This window comes from Thermococcus sp. SY098, from assembly GCF_035621495.1.
Taxonomy (GTDB): Archaea; Methanobacteriota_B; Thermococci; order Thermococcales; family Thermococcaceae; genus Thermococcus_B.
This window is the reverse complement of record NZ_CP141821.1, coordinates 1,865,084-1,881,288: the sequence shown is the minus strand read 5'-3', so window position 1 is coordinate 1,881,288 and position 16,205 is coordinate 1,865,084. Positions and strand designations below refer to the sequence as shown.

The 16,205-nt window shown below is 41.2% G+C and carries 17 protein-coding genes, 1 tRNA gene and 1 pseudogene; 4 read left to right on the top strand and 15 right to left on the bottom strand.

Features of this window, described 5'->3' with window-relative positions; genetic code table 11:
• Positions 1-3: 3 nt before the first annotated feature.
• On the top strand, positions 4-708 hold the full coding sequence (locus tag VFC49_RS10565; RefSeq protein WP_013466481.1) for a phospho-sugar mutase: 705 nt from the start codon (positions 4-6) through the stop codon (positions 706-708).
• A gap of 120 nt (positions 709-828) precedes the next feature.
• Positions 829-1,458, top strand: a complete 630-nt coding sequence (tmk, locus tag VFC49_RS10560) for a dTMP kinase (RefSeq protein ID WP_324735502.1) — start codon at positions 829-831, stop codon at positions 1,456-1,458.
• Between the two features lie 162 nt (positions 1,459-1,620).
• Here the strand turns inward: tmk and dnaG are convergent, their stop codons facing one another.
• The 6 genes and pseudogenes from dnaG to VFC49_RS10530 form a co-directional block, all read right to left on the bottom strand.
• On the bottom strand, positions 1,621-3,000 hold the full coding sequence (dnaG, locus tag VFC49_RS10555) for a DNA primase DnaG (RefSeq protein ID WP_324736745.1): 1,380 nt from the start codon (positions 2,998-3,000) through the stop codon (positions 1,621-1,623).
• A gap of 3 nt (positions 3,001-3,003) precedes the next feature.
• Positions 3,004-3,400, bottom strand: a pseudogene (locus VFC49_RS10550) (toprim domain-containing protein); the annotation flags it as partial.
• 402 nt (positions 3,401-3,802) lie between these two features.
• Positions 3,803-4,501 carry a hypothetical protein gene (locus VFC49_RS10545; RefSeq protein WP_324735501.1) on the bottom strand — a complete coding sequence of 233 codons (699 nt, stop codon included), beginning with the start codon at positions 4,499-4,501 and terminating at the stop codon, positions 3,803-3,805.
• A gap of 133 nt (positions 4,502-4,634) precedes the next feature.
• Positions 4,635-5,909 (bottom strand): TIGR04013 family B12-binding domain/radical SAM domain-containing protein, encoded by a 1,275-nt coding sequence (locus tag VFC49_RS10540; RefSeq protein ID WP_324735500.1) that lies wholly within the window; start codon positions 5,907-5,909, stop codon positions 4,635-4,637.
• Positions 5,910-5,988: 79 nt separating this feature from the next.
• Positions 5,989-6,192 (bottom strand): archaeal histone HpkA, encoded by a 204-nt coding sequence (hpkA, locus tag VFC49_RS10535; RefSeq protein WP_013466475.1) that lies wholly within the window; start codon positions 6,190-6,192, stop codon positions 5,989-5,991.
• A gap of 671 nt (positions 6,193-6,863) precedes the next feature.
• A tRNA-Arg gene (locus VFC49_RS10530) sits at positions 6,864-6,939 on the bottom strand.
• A 47-nt stretch (positions 6,940-6,986) separates the two neighbouring features.
• Here VFC49_RS10530 and dcd point away from each other — a divergent pair.
• Positions 6,987-7,460, top strand: coding sequence for a dCTP deaminase (gene dcd, locus VFC49_RS10525; RefSeq protein ID WP_324735499.1), 474 nt, complete (start codon positions 6,987-6,989; stop codon positions 7,458-7,460).
• Here dcd and VFC49_RS10520 read toward each other — a convergent pair.
• The 9 genes from VFC49_RS10520 to VFC49_RS10480 all read right to left on the bottom strand — a co-directional run bounded on the left by VFC49_RS10520 (position 7,437) and on the right by VFC49_RS10480 (position 13,754).
• The gene (locus tag VFC49_RS10520) at positions 7,437-8,198 is read right to left on the bottom strand and encodes a hypothetical protein (RefSeq protein ID WP_324735498.1); all 762 of its coding nucleotides are present in this window, start codon (positions 8,196-8,198) and stop codon (positions 7,437-7,439) included. The two genes, dcd and VFC49_RS10520, sit on opposite strands and share 24 nt — an antisense overlap.
• 98 nt (positions 8,199-8,296) lie before the next feature.
• Entirely contained in the window at positions 8,297-8,611 is a 315-nt protein-coding gene (rpl12p, locus tag VFC49_RS10515) for a 50S ribosomal protein P1 (RefSeq protein WP_013466471.1), read from the bottom strand.
• Positions 8,612-8,659: 48 nt separating this feature from the next.
• The gene (locus tag VFC49_RS10510; RefSeq protein WP_013466470.1) at positions 8,660-9,679 is read right to left on the bottom strand and encodes a 50S ribosomal protein L10; all 1,020 of its coding nucleotides are present in this window, start codon (positions 9,677-9,679) and stop codon (positions 8,660-8,662) included.
• A complete protein-coding gene (locus tag VFC49_RS10505; protein WP_324735497.1) occupies positions 9,679-10,332 on the bottom strand; it encodes a 50S ribosomal protein L1 in 654 nt (217 codons plus the stop codon). Before VFC49_RS10505 ends, VFC49_RS10510 begins: the two co-directional genes overlap by 1 nt.
• An 86-nt stretch (positions 10,333-10,418) precedes the next feature.
• Positions 10,419-10,913: a 50S ribosomal protein L11 gene (locus tag VFC49_RS10500; RefSeq protein ID WP_013466468.1), complete on the bottom strand. Its 495-nt coding sequence runs from the start codon at positions 10,911-10,913 to the stop codon at positions 10,419-10,421.
• 13 nt (positions 10,914-10,926) lie between these two features.
• Positions 10,927-11,385, bottom strand: coding sequence for a transcription elongation factor Spt5 (locus VFC49_RS10495; protein ID WP_013466467.1), 459 nt, complete (start codon positions 11,383-11,385; stop codon positions 10,927-10,929).
• Between the two features lie 19 nt (positions 11,386-11,404).
• Complete coding sequence (locus VFC49_RS10490; protein WP_048159876.1) at positions 11,405-11,578, bottom strand: protein translocase SEC61 complex subunit gamma; 174 nt, start codon at positions 11,576-11,578, stop codon at positions 11,405-11,407.
• Positions 11,579-11,681: 103 nt separating this feature from the next.
• Positions 11,682-12,803, bottom strand: coding sequence for a cell division protein FtsZ (gene ftsZ / locus VFC49_RS10485; protein WP_324735496.1), 1,122 nt, complete (start codon positions 12,801-12,803; stop codon positions 11,682-11,684).
• Positions 12,804-12,935: 132 nt separating this feature from the next.
• Complete coding sequence (locus VFC49_RS10480) at positions 12,936-13,754, bottom strand: D-aminoacyl-tRNA deacylase (protein WP_324735495.1); 819 nt, start codon at positions 13,752-13,754, stop codon at positions 12,936-12,938.
• A 434-nt stretch (positions 13,755-14,188) separates the two neighbouring features.
• Here VFC49_RS10480 and VFC49_RS10475 point away from each other — a divergent pair, with 434 nt between their 5' ends.
• Positions 14,189-16,102 (top strand): KamA family radical SAM protein, encoded by a 1,914-nt coding sequence (locus tag VFC49_RS10475; protein WP_324735494.1) that lies wholly within the window; start codon positions 14,189-14,191, stop codon positions 16,100-16,102.
• Positions 16,103-16,205 lie beyond the last annotated feature (103 nt).

Below are 16,205 nucleotides of genomic sequence, written 5' to 3'. Positions count from 1 at the left end.
CAAATGGAGATTTATCGTTCGGAAAAATTTAATCCTGAAGAGTTAGCTTTGCTGGGTAGAGCAATCGGGACTGTTGCCCAAGGAACCATAATAGTGGGAAGGGATGGAAGGGCAATATCAAGGTATGGAAAGAGAGCACTTGTTGTTGGTATCGTAAGCACTGGCTCAACGATTATGGATGTTAGGCTTATCCCGTTGATTGCACTAAAGGATTTTGCTCATAGGAAGGGGCTTCCATTGGCATACGTCTATTACCACGGGGGGGTACGGGTTGAAGTTAGCGGACTTGACGTTGATGAAATTAAAGCAATAGTTGAAAGTAAGAACTTCATCGAGGCTCCTCCAAATGATATCGGAGCAACCGTGTATTATCCAAATGCCCTTGATGACTTTCTGCATGAAATATTCAAGCATCACAACTTTAGAGTGGAGGGAAAAGCCCTTGTGGACTGCATGAATACCCCAGCAGTGCTTTTGTTCCCAAGACTCAATGAACACTTCGGATTCGAGGCGGATTTGATAAATGACATGATGACAAGCTATCTACCACCAAAACCAAAGGAAGTCTTTCTGCAAAAACTCAAAAAGGGGGAGTACGACTTTGGGCTACGCTTTAAGCCAGAAGGCATTATCGAGCTATACAAGGCAGGGGAAGAAAAATCCTTTGGAAGTATGTGGAAGTTCCTCGAATATTTAAAGAGATTGTAATATCTTGGTTCTCTTTAATTTCTTATCTTAGCAAAAAGTCTTAGCAAAAAGAATTAAAAACTGGACACTCACTTTAAGATTTAAGCACGCGCAGTTGTTTTGATCATGGAGGTGTCAGCTGTGGGTATTTTCATCGTGATAGAAGGCATTGATGGCGCAGGTAAGTCAACACAAGCAAAATTACTGACAAAATGGTTTGAAAAGAGAGGATATGAGGTGGTATTAACAAAAGAGCCAACAGATACGGCATTTGGAAAACTGATACGAAAACTCGTTCTGACAGGGGGCAGGGAGGGTATTATAGATGGAGCAAAGATAAGCCATGAAGCAGAGGCACTCTTATTCGCTGCTGACAGGGCTGAGCATGTGAAGAAATTAATAGAACCCTCCCTTAAGGCTGGAAAAGTCGTGATCTCAGATAGATATTTCTATTCCTCCCTTGCTTATCAGTGGGCCCGCGGTTTGGATTTGGAATGGCTTATAAATCTGAACAAATTTGCAATCAGACCAGACTTGGTGATCCTCCTTGACTTACCTGTTAAAGAGAGTATGAAAAGGATAAATGGAAGACAGCTAAAATCTGAGTTTGATAGAATAGCAGAGCTACAAAAAAGGGTCAGGGAGAACTACCTTAAACTCGTTGAAATGTTCCCAGAAATGAAAATTGTAAATGCTCTTGCATCAATTGAGGACATACACAATGATATAGTTGCGTTAGTTGAACATGAAATTTTAGACAAAAAAGAATAGGTCAGACAGTGCCGATATCATCACAGCTCAGACCGGTAAACGCACATCATCCCAAAGCTTTTAATTCTCTTTTCTTTAAAAACTCTTAGCCAATGATGATCGTTAGCCACTCTGAATTGATGAAGAAAAGAGGGTTAGCTGAGGCCAAAATTAAAAGAGAAATTACTCAGCAAAAGTAATGATCTTCAAATCAACTGGTCTTCTAACTACATTTGCCTTCCTTGCCCCAATTAAGTATTTGACTCCCTTTTCACTTACAATGTCAATTAACCTCTGCGTTATTATGCCGTTGAATATTATTGCATGTATTCCCTCTTTGTCATTTAAAGAGCTAAGTAGATCTCTAACCGGTATTTCCGCAATGACGTTCCTATCCTCATCCAGCAAGATAGCCATTGAATTGTTTCTCACTTTTTCGACGAATTCCTTGAATTTCTCAAGTTCTGCTGCTTTTGGAACCTGAATCGGCTTTATAAATTTCTCTTCCCTCTTTTGTTCGACTCTCGCTTCTTTTCCTTCCTCTTTAACTGCAACAGGGGGCTTCTCTACTCTAACTTCCTCCCTTCTTGTTTCTTCAGACTTTTCTCTCTCTTTTTCCTTGATTAAATCATAGAAGCTTTTGCCTTTGTAGAACAGCTCATTTATAACCTGTTCTGCTGGTACTTTGCTCCTCAAAGCTTTTATTATCTCTTTCTTTGTAAGCTCCTCAACTTCCTTTCCTTCTGGCGCTCTTGCCACATAATCAATATCGGCAACTTGCAGCAACTCCTTAAGGATAAGCTCTCCACCTCTGTCTCCATCCGTAAATGCCGTTACAATTCTTTCCTTGCTCAGTCTGATAATTGTCTCTGGAACTGAAGTTCCCTCAACGGCAATGGCATTCTTTATTCCGTGCTTGAGGAGGTTGAGCACATCAGCTCTTCCCTCAACGACGATAATTGAGTCTGAAAACGGCACATGAGGCCCAGCTGGTAATTTTTCGGGACCATATTCAATGAGCTCCTTTGCCCTGACTGCCTTTTTGACTTCTTCAGTGAGCTCTTGGCTCTCCGGAATTTCCTCCTCCATAAGTGTCTCAAGTATCTCTTTAGCTCTCTCAATGATGTATTTCCTCTTTGTTGCCCTAACATCTTCGATTTTTATCACTTTAATCCTTGCCTCACATGGCCCAACCCTATCTATTGTTTCCAGTGCAGCTGCTAAGATAGCTGTCTCAACCCTATCAAGACTTGATGGCACTGTAATTGTTCCGTATGTTTTTCCAGCCTTTGTATGAACTTCAACTTTTATCCTTCCAATTCTACCAGTCTTTTGGAGCTCTCTTAAATCCAAATCGTCTCCAAGTAGCCCCTCAGTTTGACCAAAAATAGCCCCAACAACGTCAGGTCTTTCAACAACTCCATTCGCCTCAAATTCAGCATAGATCACATATTTAGTTGTTCCAAAATCGTCCTTTGCTGACATGTTCCCACCTACCTTTCTTTTTTCAAACTTTTGCTTTTCCGACAAAATATGTTGGAGCACTGTCCTTTTTCTTTTCAAGGAAATCCCCTCCTTAAGGGGGTCAGAAACGGAGAGTGACTTTAGTGTAGAGTCCATACAAGTCCTCAATGCCCTTAATGTCCTTTTTTGCAATCATTTTGAGCTCTTTTCTTGTCTCTGTATCTACTCTGCATTTATAGCCTTCCAAATATTGAGTCAGCTTTTTCGCCAGCTCTTCACCTTTTCTGTCCAAATCAGTTAATATCATGACCTCATGATACTGTGAAGCAATTAAAGCCACTTCTGAGAGCGGTAAGCGTGAGAGCCTTATTATCTCCGCTCTGACCCCCAATTTCCTTAAAGCCACCTCGTCTCGCAAACCTTCCACGATGATAGCACCATCAAACTCTCGCAATTTATCTATCAGCAGTTCAAATCTTTTATAGTTTTCGGCATACATTTTGCCGTCGTGTTGATGAGAAGTTTATGAGGTTATAAATCTTATTGCTGTGGAGTAATGTCATAAGTTTCAAAGTGCCAGTATCCCAGCTTCTCCAAGGCTTAAATTTTCTAACTATACCAGTTCCTTGAGAACCATTCTCACATTAAGTACCCTTCCTCAGACAAAATGCGCAAAGATACCTACAAAAAAATTATTAGGCTTTAGGGCTAGTTCTGTAATGCCGTTTGTATAGAAAGATAGTTGCAGTTATTAGGAGGTCTATTGCAATAAGCTCTCCCAGAATTAAGAGAGCAGTTGATGAATAACCGTAGAAATATACAACAGATGAAGCCCCTAGGTAACATACGAACCTTTTCATGAAGCTCCTCGGAAATGGATCAAAAATATTAGAGAGGTACGTTAAGGCCCAATGTAATTTGGCACGCATTTTCCACCCTCCTGTCCACAGCAGACATATTCACAGCAAAAGCCTGCACACGCCATCCAACATGGAAGTGCTATTGGATATGGCAGCCATCCACAGGCTAAGTAGCATCCTGGAGCAGCACAATATGCCATACACTGAGTATTTGCACATGGTTCGCAACAATAAGACTCACAATGTTCTAAAATATTACAACTGCCACACTCATTGACACATGAGCTAGTTTGTATCTCGTAGCCATTTATTATCATGGAGGTTACGTGTGCAGTATTGTTTGAGAACGACAACACTTTAGTCAACGTATAAACTCCATCTACTGGCTTAGAAAATTTGTACATTACTACTGCACGTTTGTGATTTTTCAACACGATTGCTATCGCTGTCATTGAGACTTGTTCTTTACCATATTGAAGCTTAAATTTTGAAACCCAAGTCAGATTATAGTCTATATTCCACGGCTTAGCAAGTTTCAATAAGTCCCTATTTGTTAAAACTGCAAATATAAAATGAATTTTTGACCAATTTTCTTGAGTTTGGTGTATTGGTTTAACTTCCCTAAAAGGGTTGACACACTTATTAATTTTTGGGTACTGTGGATAACTAACCACATATACTCCATATGCTCCAACCACCAACAATATCACAAAAATGCCCAACAATGCTCTCCTCCTCATTCGCCCCCCCCAACGGGTTATCATATAAAAATTTGCAACTAAGAAATATAAAAATTTCGTGAACCAAAAGTTTAAAACTTTACAAAATTTCAAAAAGAAACAAGTATTAAACTAAAACAACCAAAAGAAGTAATCAGCAAACCCCCTTAACTTTCCCAACGTAGCTCATAGGCTCTTCATAAAATTCCTCAATCAACCTCTGCAATTTTTTGGAAAGCTGAATCTGAATGCCCCATGCTCCTTCAATGTAACCTTTAGCGGCCATCCTGCCCAAAAATTTTTTCATCTCCTCACTTAATGGTGAAGGTTTACACCTCGCCCAAGGAGTTCCTGGTAGGGGCATGAAGTAGTGGGCTCTAACCTTTCCGCCCTTACGCATAATCCACTTCATCAGCTCAATGCTCTTTCTCTGGCTTTCTTCACTTTCATTAGGCAAGCCGACAATGAAATCAACAACCGGCTCAATCCCGTATTCAATCATATACTCAACAGCTTCCATCACATGACGAACTGTATGCAAGCGGTGCATAGCCTTAAGCATGGCATCATCTCCACTCTGCGCCCCAATAGCTAATCTTCTGTTGTCCGCATACTTTATGAGAAGCTCAAGAGTCTCGGGCTTCACAAATTCTGGTCTCACTTCACTCGGAAACGTTCCATAAAACAAACGCCGTCCTTCTTTTCTTAACGGTTGCAGAGCTTTTAGAAGGGCTTCAAGTTTATCAAGTTTTAAAACTGCTCCTGGACTTCCGTAAGCAAAGGCGTTTGGAGTGATGTAACGCATATCCCTCATTCTTTTTGAATACTTCACAATCTGGTCTATTGGCCTATGTCTCATCCTAAATCCCTTAATGTAAGGTGTCTGGCAGTAGTAGCACCCAAAGGGACAGCCCCTGCTTATCTCAATAGGTGCTATTAAAAAAGAGCTTTCCGCAAAGGGAGGAAACTTAGCAAAATCATCAACTTTAGCAAATCCTGTGAATACGAATTCTCCATCCAAATAGAATGCCAGACCGCGAATGGACAATAGCTCCTTTGTGATTTTAAATTTGGTTTGTTTTAGAGTTGTCAGAAGCTGATAGATAACTTCTTCTCCTTCTCCAATTACAGCAATATCAAAGCCTAAAACATTCAAAGTGTGCTTTGGCATTGCGGTAGCATGATAACCACCGGCAATTAAGAGAGGGCTAAATTTTTCCTTCAGGATTTTAACTTCCTTCTCAACTTCCCAAATTTCCTCAGTGAAGAAAGAATACAGAACAACTTTGGGCTTCGCTTTGAGGATTTCGTTGAAGTCCTTGGTTATTAAAAGCTCACCAATGTCAAATCCCTGGCTCTCTAATGCCCCAAGGAGGTGGACAAAGGCATTATGATTCCTTTTTGTCATGCGGATTGCTATTTCATGCATGATAAAAACTTTCAGAACAGATTTTTAAAAATTGCCCAAAAATCAAAATAGAAAAGCTAAGAAGCAAAGAGCAATATCCTCAAGCCTTAATGGCGAGCTTGATGTCCTCGGCCTTGACTGTCTTTCTGCCAGCGTGTCTGGCAAACTCAACAGCCTTCTTTGAAAGCTCAATTGCGTACTCCTCAAGGTACTCGGCAAGAACCTTGGCTGCTTCTTCGCTGACTCTCTCAGCACCAGCCTTCCTAATAAGTCTGTCAATTGGGGCAATTGGCAACTCAGCCATTCACAACACCTCCTTAAAGGGTTCTTCAATATTCTTTCTGCGTTTAAAGATATATAAACCTTTCGGTAAATAGAGCAATCTCATGGCTTTTAATCAGCTGTACGTTAATATATCACATGTAAATCCCCAACTGAAAATTTTTAGATATGCTGGATTTGATATACCCCGATATATAGACAATCAGCGAAATATAAGGCACCACCTGGGTAGTGCCTTCTATTCAAATATAGGGATACATGGAGGTATAAATCCTACAACTCTCATTGTTCGAGAAAAGACATAAAAGCAGATTTCATCATGAGAGAGAGGGTCACCTACCAACACTTGACAGCAACATTAAGCAACAAAGACACAAGTATGCTTTTTAAGAAAAACTAACTACTCAGAATTAGTAGATTTCAGAGGCTAAGACATAACTGTGGCTTATGGGATGGAGGAAGTAGAAGACGTTAAGAAAGCATTATCCTCAATAGTTGAGGAGAGCCGGGAGGAACACGGAGATGCAGTTTTAAACTTTCCCAAAGTTTAGTTGAAACTTATAAATTCTTTAGGACACTTTTCGAATGGCCCTTTGAAGAACTGCCAATTAAGTGGAATACCTAAATACCTAAAAGAACAGCAATTAAAATAGGACAAAGAATTTTGATCAAATTTTTCATCAGAAAGCTTGTTGGCGGGCCCGGCGGGATTCGAACCCGCGACCTCCGGCTCCGAAGGCCGACGCCCTATCCACTAGGCCACGGGCCCTCAGAAAGATTTTAATTTGCGCTTTACATAAAGCTTACGGTGATTAAATGATACTGCCAGACCATAAAATTGTGAAGGAAATTTTAATTGAGCCATTCAGTGAAAAATCCCTTCAGCCTGCAGGGTATGACTTAAGAGTCGGTAATGAAGCTATGGTTAATGGAAAGTTCATTAATGTCAAAGAAGATGGGAAAGTCGTTATTCCACCTAAAGGATATGCCTTAATTCTGACCTTGGAGAGGATTAAGCTACCAGATGATGTTATGGGTGAGATGAGACTAAGAAGCTCATTAGCACGGGAAGGACTCATTGGAAGCTTTGCGTGGGTGGATCCGGGCTGGGATGGCAATTTGACTCTGGGGATTTTTAACGGCTCAAACGAGGAAATCGAACTTGAATACGGCGAGAGATTTGTCCAAATAGTATTCCATCGCTTAGAAGAACCAACATCAAAGCCATATAGAGGAAATTATCAAGGGAGTCAGCATTTGGCTTTATCAAAGAGAAGAAATAAATCCTGATACCCTACTTCCCTTCTCTCTGTAATCTCTATAGAGAAGAGAATATGTTGCAACAAACCCAGGTATGACGAGCAAAACATTCAACGCTCCTCCAACTATTGGGATTAAAGAGCTAACTGCAGATGAGACAAGGGAGTAAAGAAGCCCAAGAATCAGACTCTTTCTGAAGGTACATTTATAGAGTACAAAGGTATCAACTATCCCAAAAGTTTTCTCGATTATCACCGGTGACAAAAGAAAAATCAGAGGAGAAACTAAAATGGCAATTAAAAAGCTGTAGGGGAGGATAAGCCACAGAGAGTGGACGACGACAAGAGGAACAAAGAAAGCAGAGATAATTAACAAGAGAATTGTGTAGTTAACAAAAGCTACTGGCAGCCGTTTTACTCCAAAGCTAATTGCTTTAGATATATTTTGCTCTTTTACTACAAAATAAGCAATGCTTTCAATTCCCCACAGCATAAAAACCACAATTATTATGACAGCCAATATTGATATCATCAAAAAATGTCCCCAATTCGGAATAGAGACTTTAAAAAGCTGTATTGAAGTGAAATGCAATCCTCTAAAGAAATGCCCAAGGAGATAAACTCCATAGAGGACATTAACTATCAGAGGTATTACAAACGGGAATAGAATTTTAGGATTTGAAATGATTAAATCAAACCCCTCTGAAAGATAATCATCAACGCTTTTCCCTTCCCCTTTTTGAATATCGGGAGGCAACACTTCATTCACGTATGTCACCATTGAGTGAGTGGGATTTCAAAAAGATAAGCTTTATGCCGAATAGAAAATTCGAAATGAAGGAATAGAATGAGGGAAAAAGAGAGACTTCAGCCGAAGAGGGCTCCAAGTCCAGCGAGAGCCTCTTCTTCGCTTGCCTCTTCTTCCTCCTCTTCCTCTTCTTCCTGAGCTGGAGCTTCCTCAGCTGGGGCTGGAGCAGCAGCTGGAGCAGCAGCAACTGCAACTGGCATTGCAGCCTTCTCAATGACTTCATCGATGTTAACTCCCTCAAGTGCAGCAACCAATGCCTTAATCCTTGCTTCGTCTGGAGTAACTCCAGCAGCCTCCAATACAGCCTTAAGGTTCTCCTCAGTTATCTCCTTTCCAGCGGCGTGTAACAATAAAGCAGCGTATACATACTCCATCTCCTTACACCTCCAAATTAGCTTTAGTTTTCAATTATTAGATGCGCGTCAACCAAACAATGCCCCCAATCCAGCGAGGGCTTCTTCCTCAGATGCTTCCTCCTCTTCTTCCTCCTCAACCTCTTCAACTTTCTCCTCTTCTGGCTGAGGTTGAGCGGCAACTGCTAATTGAGCTTGTTGGTTTAAAAGCTCTTTGGTCTTCTCATCAAGCAACTCCTCTGGCAACTGCTGTGCTATGAGCAGGGCAACCCTGAATGCCTTGCCAAATATGTCTCCAGCAGTCTCTTTTGTGATGTATCCAGCCTCTACAGCAACGCTCTTTGCATTGAGGAATGCTTTTTGTATTATCGCTTCGATTGTCTGGGCTGTTGGATATGCTATGTTGACTGACAAGTTGAATGCATGCATGTAAGCCTGTTGGAGCATGTTTATGTACTCTTCCTCATCAATTGCAAGGACTTCTGGTGTGTAAATGATCCCATCCTCATAAGCTGCCAACAGGTTAAGTCCGACTTCAAGGGGCTCAATGCCGAGCTTGTTAAGGATGTTTGCAAGCTGTGGGGTGATAATCTCCCCAGCCTTTAAAACAACTGTGTCCTTTTGGATTGTAACCTTACCTCTCTCAATCCTGGCTGGAATTCCTAAAGCCTGCATCTCACCGACAACTGGACCCGGTGACAGTGGAGTTGGACCAGCTGGAACAACAACATCTCTCGGAACTGGAACGCCGGGCTTGGCAGGTGCGGGTGTTTTGCTTTCTTCGAGGAGCTTGTAGAGCTTGAATGGGTTCATTTCAGTTGCAAGGATTGCAGCTCCGCCTTGAATATAGTCAACTAACTTTTCCAGCTCTGGCTTTCCGAGCTCTTTTGCTGCCTTCTTGATTGCAAGTTCGATGAGTGTGTTCCTTGAGACTCTGAGCAATGCTTTTCCTCTGAGCTTCTCTCTCATTTTTGAGAGGGGATAAGCTGGTACTCCAGCGACATCTACCAACGCTACTACTGGGTGGCTTTTGATAATCTCGGCGAGTCTTTCTACTTCTTTCTTCTTCCATTCAGCGACGTGAGCCATTATCTCACCTCCACCTTTACAGCTGGACCCATTGTTGTCTTAACGTACACTGACTTGACTTGGTTCTCTCCTCTCTCAAGCTTACCAATGATCGCATTGAGAACCGTTTCTATATTCTCTGCAATCTTTTCATCATCCATGGTCTCTGTTCCCACCGGAGCATGGACGACTGGATTGTTCTTGAGCTGTATTCTTACCGTCTTCTTGAGCTTGTTGACAATTGGCTCTAAGTTTGTCAGTGTCGGTGGAACAACCACTGGCATCTTGTTTCTCGGACCTAAGTATCTACCTAAATATCTACCAATTTTCGGCATCAGCGGTGCTGCGGCAATGAAGAAGTCATACTTCTTAGCTAACTTTCTTGCTTCCCTTGGGCTCTTAGCTATTTCCTCAAGTTGCTCACCACTAATAACATCAAGCCCGAGCTTTTTAGCCGCTTCAGCAACGGCACCATCAGCGATGACCGCGATCTTCACATCCTTCCCTCTACCATGTGGCAGAACAACCTCAAGCTTGAACCTATTCTCAGGCTTCCTGAGGTCAATATCCTTAAGGTTCACTGCCACTTCGACGGTCTGTGTGAAGTTACGCGGCTTAGCCCGGGCTTTAGCCTCCTTCACCGCTTCCACGATTTTTTGCCTGTCAAAGGCCATTTTTCTGACCTCCAATCTTTTTTATTTAAGCTAAATTGAAAAATCAAAATTTCGTAAAAAGAGGAGCTTTTAAACTTTTCCCTAAATCAGCTCTCCTCAGCCTTTGCAAATATCTCGTCGTAAACTCCTTCATCAATTTCTTTCTGCACAACCCTTGGGTCTTTGCCCTCAACTGTAACTCCCATGCTCAATGCTGTTCCAATGACCTCTTTTGCAGCTGCTTTAAGATCAGCAGCAAGCATTTGGTGCTTCTTAGCCTTTGCTATCTTTATGACCTGCTCCATTGTCAGATTACCAACAATGTTTCTCACTGGTTCGCTTGAACCCTTTTCAAGTCCAAGCTCCTTCTTGATAAGCTGGCTAACTGGTGGTGTGCCCACTTCAATCTCAAACTGCTTTGTTGCTGGATCAACGATAATTTTCACTGGCACCTGCATTCCCGCAAAGTCTTTTGTTGCTTCGTTTATTTTGTCAACGACGAGCTTAACGTTTAATCCAAGTGGACCAATAGCAGGGCCAAGGGGAGGACCAGGAGTGGCCTTACCACCCTCAACTAAAACCTCAACAACTTGCTTTGGCATTCTCTTCACCCCTCTACTCCTTTGACCGTTTGCTTATAAGCCTAACGTATTCACCCCTAACTGTAACGGGGATTGGAACTATTGCACCGATGAGCTCAACGACAATTTCATCCTTCGCCTCATCCACCCTAATGACCTTGGCTTTTTCGCCTTTGAAAGGCCCAGCAATGAGTTCAACTATGTCTCCTGGCTCGAAGCCACTGACAGCTGGCTTCTCTTCAAGGAAGTGCTCAATCTCGCTGAATGCAACCTCTCCCGGAAGAGTCCCTCTCGCGTGTCTTATTCCTCTTATAGCTTCATCAACCGCGCTCTTACTCGGCGCTTCAATAAAGATGTATCCTTTAACTTTTGAGGGGGTTAGTATAGCGTAGATTGGCAGGTTGTATGTTTTTGCTTTACTATAAACTAATCTGGCGGTTGTTTCTTCCTGCCCCACTGTAACCCTTACTGCGAATATCTTGCTGTCGCTCATCTTCATCACCAAAAGGCCGTCATTGACCTGTAATTAAAGTACCTATAATACGGATAATCATGCCTATTAGACCTATAAGGATTATTCCAAGGCCTGTTATTTTTGCGGCCATTTTATACTCCTTGCCGCTTGGTTTTTTTGTGACTAATAAAACCCTTTTGGACTCTGATAAGAAGTTTTTAAGTTTTTCCATGTATCCTTTTGTTGGCACATCTAACACCCCAGTAGCTTTTTAAGTCTTTTGTTAATCTTAGGTATGGGTTTGGGTTTTAAAAGTTTGGGGTAAAAAGAGAAGATCAAAGTTCCTCCAGATCGAGGTGAATGACTTTTTTCTCACCCTCTTCAGAGAAATATGTTGCTTCCTCCTCAACAACGGCATATGGAGAGCTTACACCTGTAACTACAACCATAACTCTTATAGTTTTACCAAGCTCCTCATCAAGCTGAATTCCCCAGATTACCTGCGCCTCAGGATCAAGCTTGCTTGTAACAAGCTCAATTATCTGCTGTGCTTCCTCAAGCTTTACATCACTTCCAGCAATGCTTATCAACGCGCCTTTGGCACCGCTGATATCAACATCAAGCAATGGACTGTTTAAAGCCTGTGTTGCAGCTTCAAGTGCTCTCTTCTCACTGTCACTCTCACCAATACCGATCATTGCAACGCCACCATCTTTCATGACTGCCCTAACATCAGCGAAATCAAGGTTAACTAAGCCAGGTTTCGTTATGAGTTCGGTGATTCCCTTAACCGCCTGGACAAGTATTTCATCGGCGACTTTGAATGCTAAGTGAATTGGCAAGTTTGGAGCAACTTCCATGAGTTTATCATTTGGTATTACAATAACAGTATCACTGTTCTTTCTGAGCCTTTCAAGACCATACTCAGCGTTTTTGATTCTCCTAATGCCTTCAACTGTGAATGGGAGTGTAACGACGGAAACTGTTAGAGCCCCCATCTTCTTTGCCAGTTCAGCAACAATTGGAGCTGCACCCGTTCCAGTACCTCCACCAAGGCCGCAGGTAATGAAAACCATATCCGCTCCTTCAAGAGCATCCCTGATATCTTTTTCACTTTCTTTTGCTGCTTCTTCACCGATTTTTGGATTGTTTCCAGCCCCTAATCCTCTTGTGAGATCTTTACCAATGAGTATCTTTTTATGAGCCTTAACCTTGAGCAAATCCTGAGCATCAGTGTTAATTGCAATAACCTTAGCACCCTGAATACCAACTTCCATCATTCTATTTATTGTATTACAACCAGCACCGCCGACACCAACGACATAGATCTTAGCCTGTATCTGCTCTAAAATTCTTCTAAGCTCTTCATCAACATCGCTTTGAGGAACTTGTACTTCATTCACCTTGTCCGCCTCTTGGGATGTTCTTTCTATTGCACTTTCAATTAACTTTAACATTTCTTCACCCTCCTATGGAAACAATTTAACATCTGGTAAATTCTGTAGTTTAAAGCAATATATAAATTTTAGCTAAGATTACACAGCTAATTCTTAAATTTGAAGATGAAATGCTTTAAAGATTTTGTCCAGCTAATCTTTGATAAACTCCAAGCCAAGTTCCTCTGCCAAGGATCTTGCTAACTGCCTTGTTTCACCTTTACTGCCCTTCCAATCTACGTATATTGCCTCAACTTGTTCGGCTGTTCTTTCAATAGACTTTAGCAGCATCTCTCTGGATATAGGATGAGCATACTTTGCTGCAATATGAGAAAAAGCAAGCTCTGAACTCAGTGCGACTTTTGTTTGCTTTGGGGCATAGTGTCCTCCACCAATTCCAATAGCAACTTTAAAGTCCTTCTTTGAGTAATTGCTGATGACATACATTATTGTCTCTGCCAAAATCTCTCCAGCTCTGTCATTAACCCACTCTTTTTCGCTCGAACCGATTTCGATGAAAAGCGAGGGGACATTAACTTCACTCGGTCCATGATGTGTTGCCTCATAACAGACCATCCATCCCAAATCATTGAGCTCACTCATTTTCAATAATGCCAGCTTCATTGCAGTTGGTTGGGCTATAGCCAAGCTGTTATCTCTGCCACCGTACATTGATTTACCCCAGTTTCCAGTAACATGAGTTGTCAAAGTAGGCAGTTTCTGTTTGCTTGAATGTCTTGAAGCAAAAATGATAAGTTCTGGTCTGATACTTAGCTGCCTTTCGATTTCTTTGTCTAAATAGTCATAATATATCATCTCTTGATTTGTTGTAAGAATCAAAATGTCTCCCTTCTTATACACTACGTTACTGTCAAATTTGGCATCACTTTCCCTAAATCCAAAGTTTTCAATTAGTTTTTGCTTTATATTCGCTGAAGCCAAATCAATTTTAGTCGTCATTATGATTTTCATCCAATCATCCCCAAATGACCACAAGTGTTTAATTATTAAAAGGCTTTTTGTAAAAGCTCAGTAAAGTGTTATATTCTTAATACAATGTCTAAATTACTTTATGATGGATAATATATCCAAGCAAGCAACACCAATATCCTTAACATTTCAACTCTTTCAACAATTATTTACATTTATCAAGGCAATTTGGATTATAAGCCATATATTTAGAAATGTTCAGCAAAATTTTAGAAAGAAATGACCAATTATGTAAAATTTTTTCATTATATTAACTGATAAATTTGAATTTTGTAATGTTTTACATGCTTGTAAACGCAAAATATATAACACTACATATATCCATTAACATCTGTAAAATAGCCCCAATGATGTGATAAGTACACTTATGCATCTGAGGGGCACTAATGCCCAAATATGGGCATGAGGTGATAGGCATGGAAAAGCAAATGGAAAGCGCAGTCTCAACGTTTAACATTGAAGAGTCCCCCTGGGGATTAAAACAGGGAATTAATCATGAAGATTTTTTGAAAATTTTTGATCCTCTTCCTGAAATTAAAGAGATCCTGCTCACCAGCGAAAATGTTGAGGAAGCAAGAGACAAGCTAAGAAGATTCGCTGAAGATTTGCTGTGGAAATACAAGAATGGGGACATTGACGTCGATGCAATGGACAGATGGCTTGCCATCGAGGCTATAAATGTGTTCTTAAACATAATCTCTGAATATGGCGAAAAGGCTGCTGGATTTTCTACATTGGAGTATCTCTGGAAAGCCACAAAAGGCGACAAAAGGGTTCTAAGCATAATCACAGAAGGTTTTGTGGAAGAGTTCAAGCACCTCTTCAAGGCAATGGCTGGAGTAACAGGATATTCAAAAGGATGGCTCGGACCAAAACTGGAAGCTGCTGGAGTCAAATTTGTTGATTTCAGCAAAATAAAAGGAAGAAAAGCTGCCCTTATGAGATCGGAGTATCTCGACAAAGTATGGGAATACATTAAGAGCTATCTCAAAAAGTATCCGAGCGGTCTTGACAAGCATATTATTGAAAAGAGAAAGAAACAGAGAGAAAAACTTATGGAATACTGGGGCATAACTGAGGACGAATGGTTTGACTATAGATGGCAGTTCTCCCACGTGCTAAAGAGAGAAAAAGGTCTTGAAACCCTTAGAGAACTGAATGAACTTGGGATAGTAAAAGTTCCAGAAGAAGATTTGAAACAAGTAGAAATCGCCGTGAAGTATGGCATACCTTGGGGAATTACTCCCTACTATTTGCACCTCTGGGACTTTGAGAATCCATATAAAGAGGACAGACATGTAAGAAGGCAAGTAATGCCACCCACATGGTATGTCTCAAACATGCTCCAGCATAGAGAGGACAGAGAATACTACTTCGACTTCATGGGAGAACACGACACTTCACCACTTGACCTTATTACAAGAAGATATGTCACAATAGCTATTCTCAAAGCTTACGACACATGCCCACAAATATGTGTTTACTGTCAGAGAAACTGGGAAGTTCTTGAGCCATTCATGGCAGGCTCATTCCCAGGATGGGACAAGATTGAAGCAGCGATAGAGTGGTTTGGTGAACATGAGTCGATGCTTGACGTCCTAATCACCGGTGGGGATCCTTTAGCGCTAAGTGACAAGATTATTGACAAGATTATGAGCAGGCTCTCGGAATTTGATCATGTTGTTAACATCAGGTGGGGAAGCAGGATTTTTGTGACAGTTCCAATGAGAATTACCGATAAGTTGGCAGAGATACTTGGCTCATACATAGAGCCAGGAAAAAGAAACGTTTCAATTTCAACTCATGTAGAGACTGCTTATGAGGTAACACCTGAAATGGCTGAAGCAGCATATAAGATAAGAAGACAAGGAATATACATATACAACCAGCTTGTTTATCAGAGAAACGTCAGCAGGAGATTCGAAAATGTTGCATTGAGAATTGCTCTGAGAAAAGTAGGAATTGACCCATACTATACATTCTATCCAAAGGGTAAGATTGAGCAGAAAGATTACCTCGTGCCAATAGCAAGGGTTGTCCAGGAGAGAAAAGAAGAAGCAAGACTATTACCCGGACAGTTCAGACCAGACGAGCCTGTCTTTAATGTCCCAAGAATGGGTAAGAACCATCTGAGAGCATGGCAAGATAGGGAGTTGGTTGGAATCAGACCCGATGGAAGCAGGATATATCTTATGCATCCATGGGAAAAGGGTATCAGCGAGACCAAGCTCTATACGTATCCAGATGTCCCAATCAAAGAATACCTTGAGTACCTTGAAAGTATAGGAGAAGACCCCAACGATTACTGGACAATCTGGTACTACTACTGAAAAATTTTCGCCTCTCTATCCTTTCCTTTGTTTACTTGTATGTAAATCTTCCAAAAAAACAAAAAATATATAATGTTTAAGTTTGTAAACAATTAAGATGCTG

Coding starts and splice junctions, on each gene's coding strand:
- hpkA (WP_013466475.1), bottom strand. CDS start 6,192: ATGGCTGAGTTGCCAATTGCCCCAATTGACAGACTTATTAGGAAGGCT.
- VFC49_RS10495 (WP_013466467.1), bottom strand. CDS start 11,385: ATGAGCGACAGCAAGATATTCGCAGTAAGGGTTACAGTGGGGCAGGAA.
- VFC49_RS10490 (WP_048159876.1), bottom strand. CDS start 11,578: ATGGAAAAACTTAAAAACTTCTTATCAGAGTCCAAAAGGGTTTTATTA.
- VFC49_RS10505 (WP_324735497.1), bottom strand. CDS start 10,332: ATGGCCTTTGACAGGCAAAAAATCGTGGAAGCGGTGAAGGAGGCTAAA.
- ftsZ (WP_324735496.1), bottom strand. CDS start 12,803: ATGTTAAAGTTAATTGAAAGTGCAATAGAAAGAACATCCCAAGAGGCG.
- VFC49_RS10475 (WP_324735494.1), top strand. CDS start 14,189: ATGGAAAAGCAAATGGAAAGCGCAGTCTCAACGTTTAACATTGAAGAG.
- rpl12p (WP_013466471.1), bottom strand. CDS start 8,611: ATGGAGTATGTATACGCTGCTTTATTGTTACACGCCGCTGGAAAGGAG.
- VFC49_RS10510 (WP_013466470.1), bottom strand. CDS start 9,679: ATGGCTCACGTCGCTGAATGGAAGAAGAAAGAAGTAGAAAGACTCGCC.
- VFC49_RS10480 (WP_324735495.1), bottom strand. CDS start 13,754: ATGAAAATCATAATGACGACTAAAATTGATTTGGCTTCAGCGAATATA.
- VFC49_RS10540 (WP_324735500.1), bottom strand. CDS start 5,909: ATGCATGAAATAGCAATCCGCATGACAAAAAGGAATCATAATGCCTTT.
- VFC49_RS10545 (WP_324735501.1), bottom strand. CDS start 4,501: ATGAGGAGGAGAGCATTGTTGGGCATTTTTGTGATATTGTTGGTGGTT.
- dcd (WP_324735499.1), top strand. CDS start 6,987: ATGATACTGCCAGACCATAAAATTGTGAAGGAAATTTTAATTGAGCCA.
- VFC49_RS10565 (WP_013466481.1), top strand. CDS start 4: ATGGAGATTTATCGTTCGGAAAAATTTAATCCTGAAGAGTTAGCTTTG.
- VFC49_RS10500 (WP_013466468.1), bottom strand. CDS start 10,913: ATGCCAAAGCAAGTTGTTGAGGTTTTAGTTGAGGGTGGTAAGGCCACT.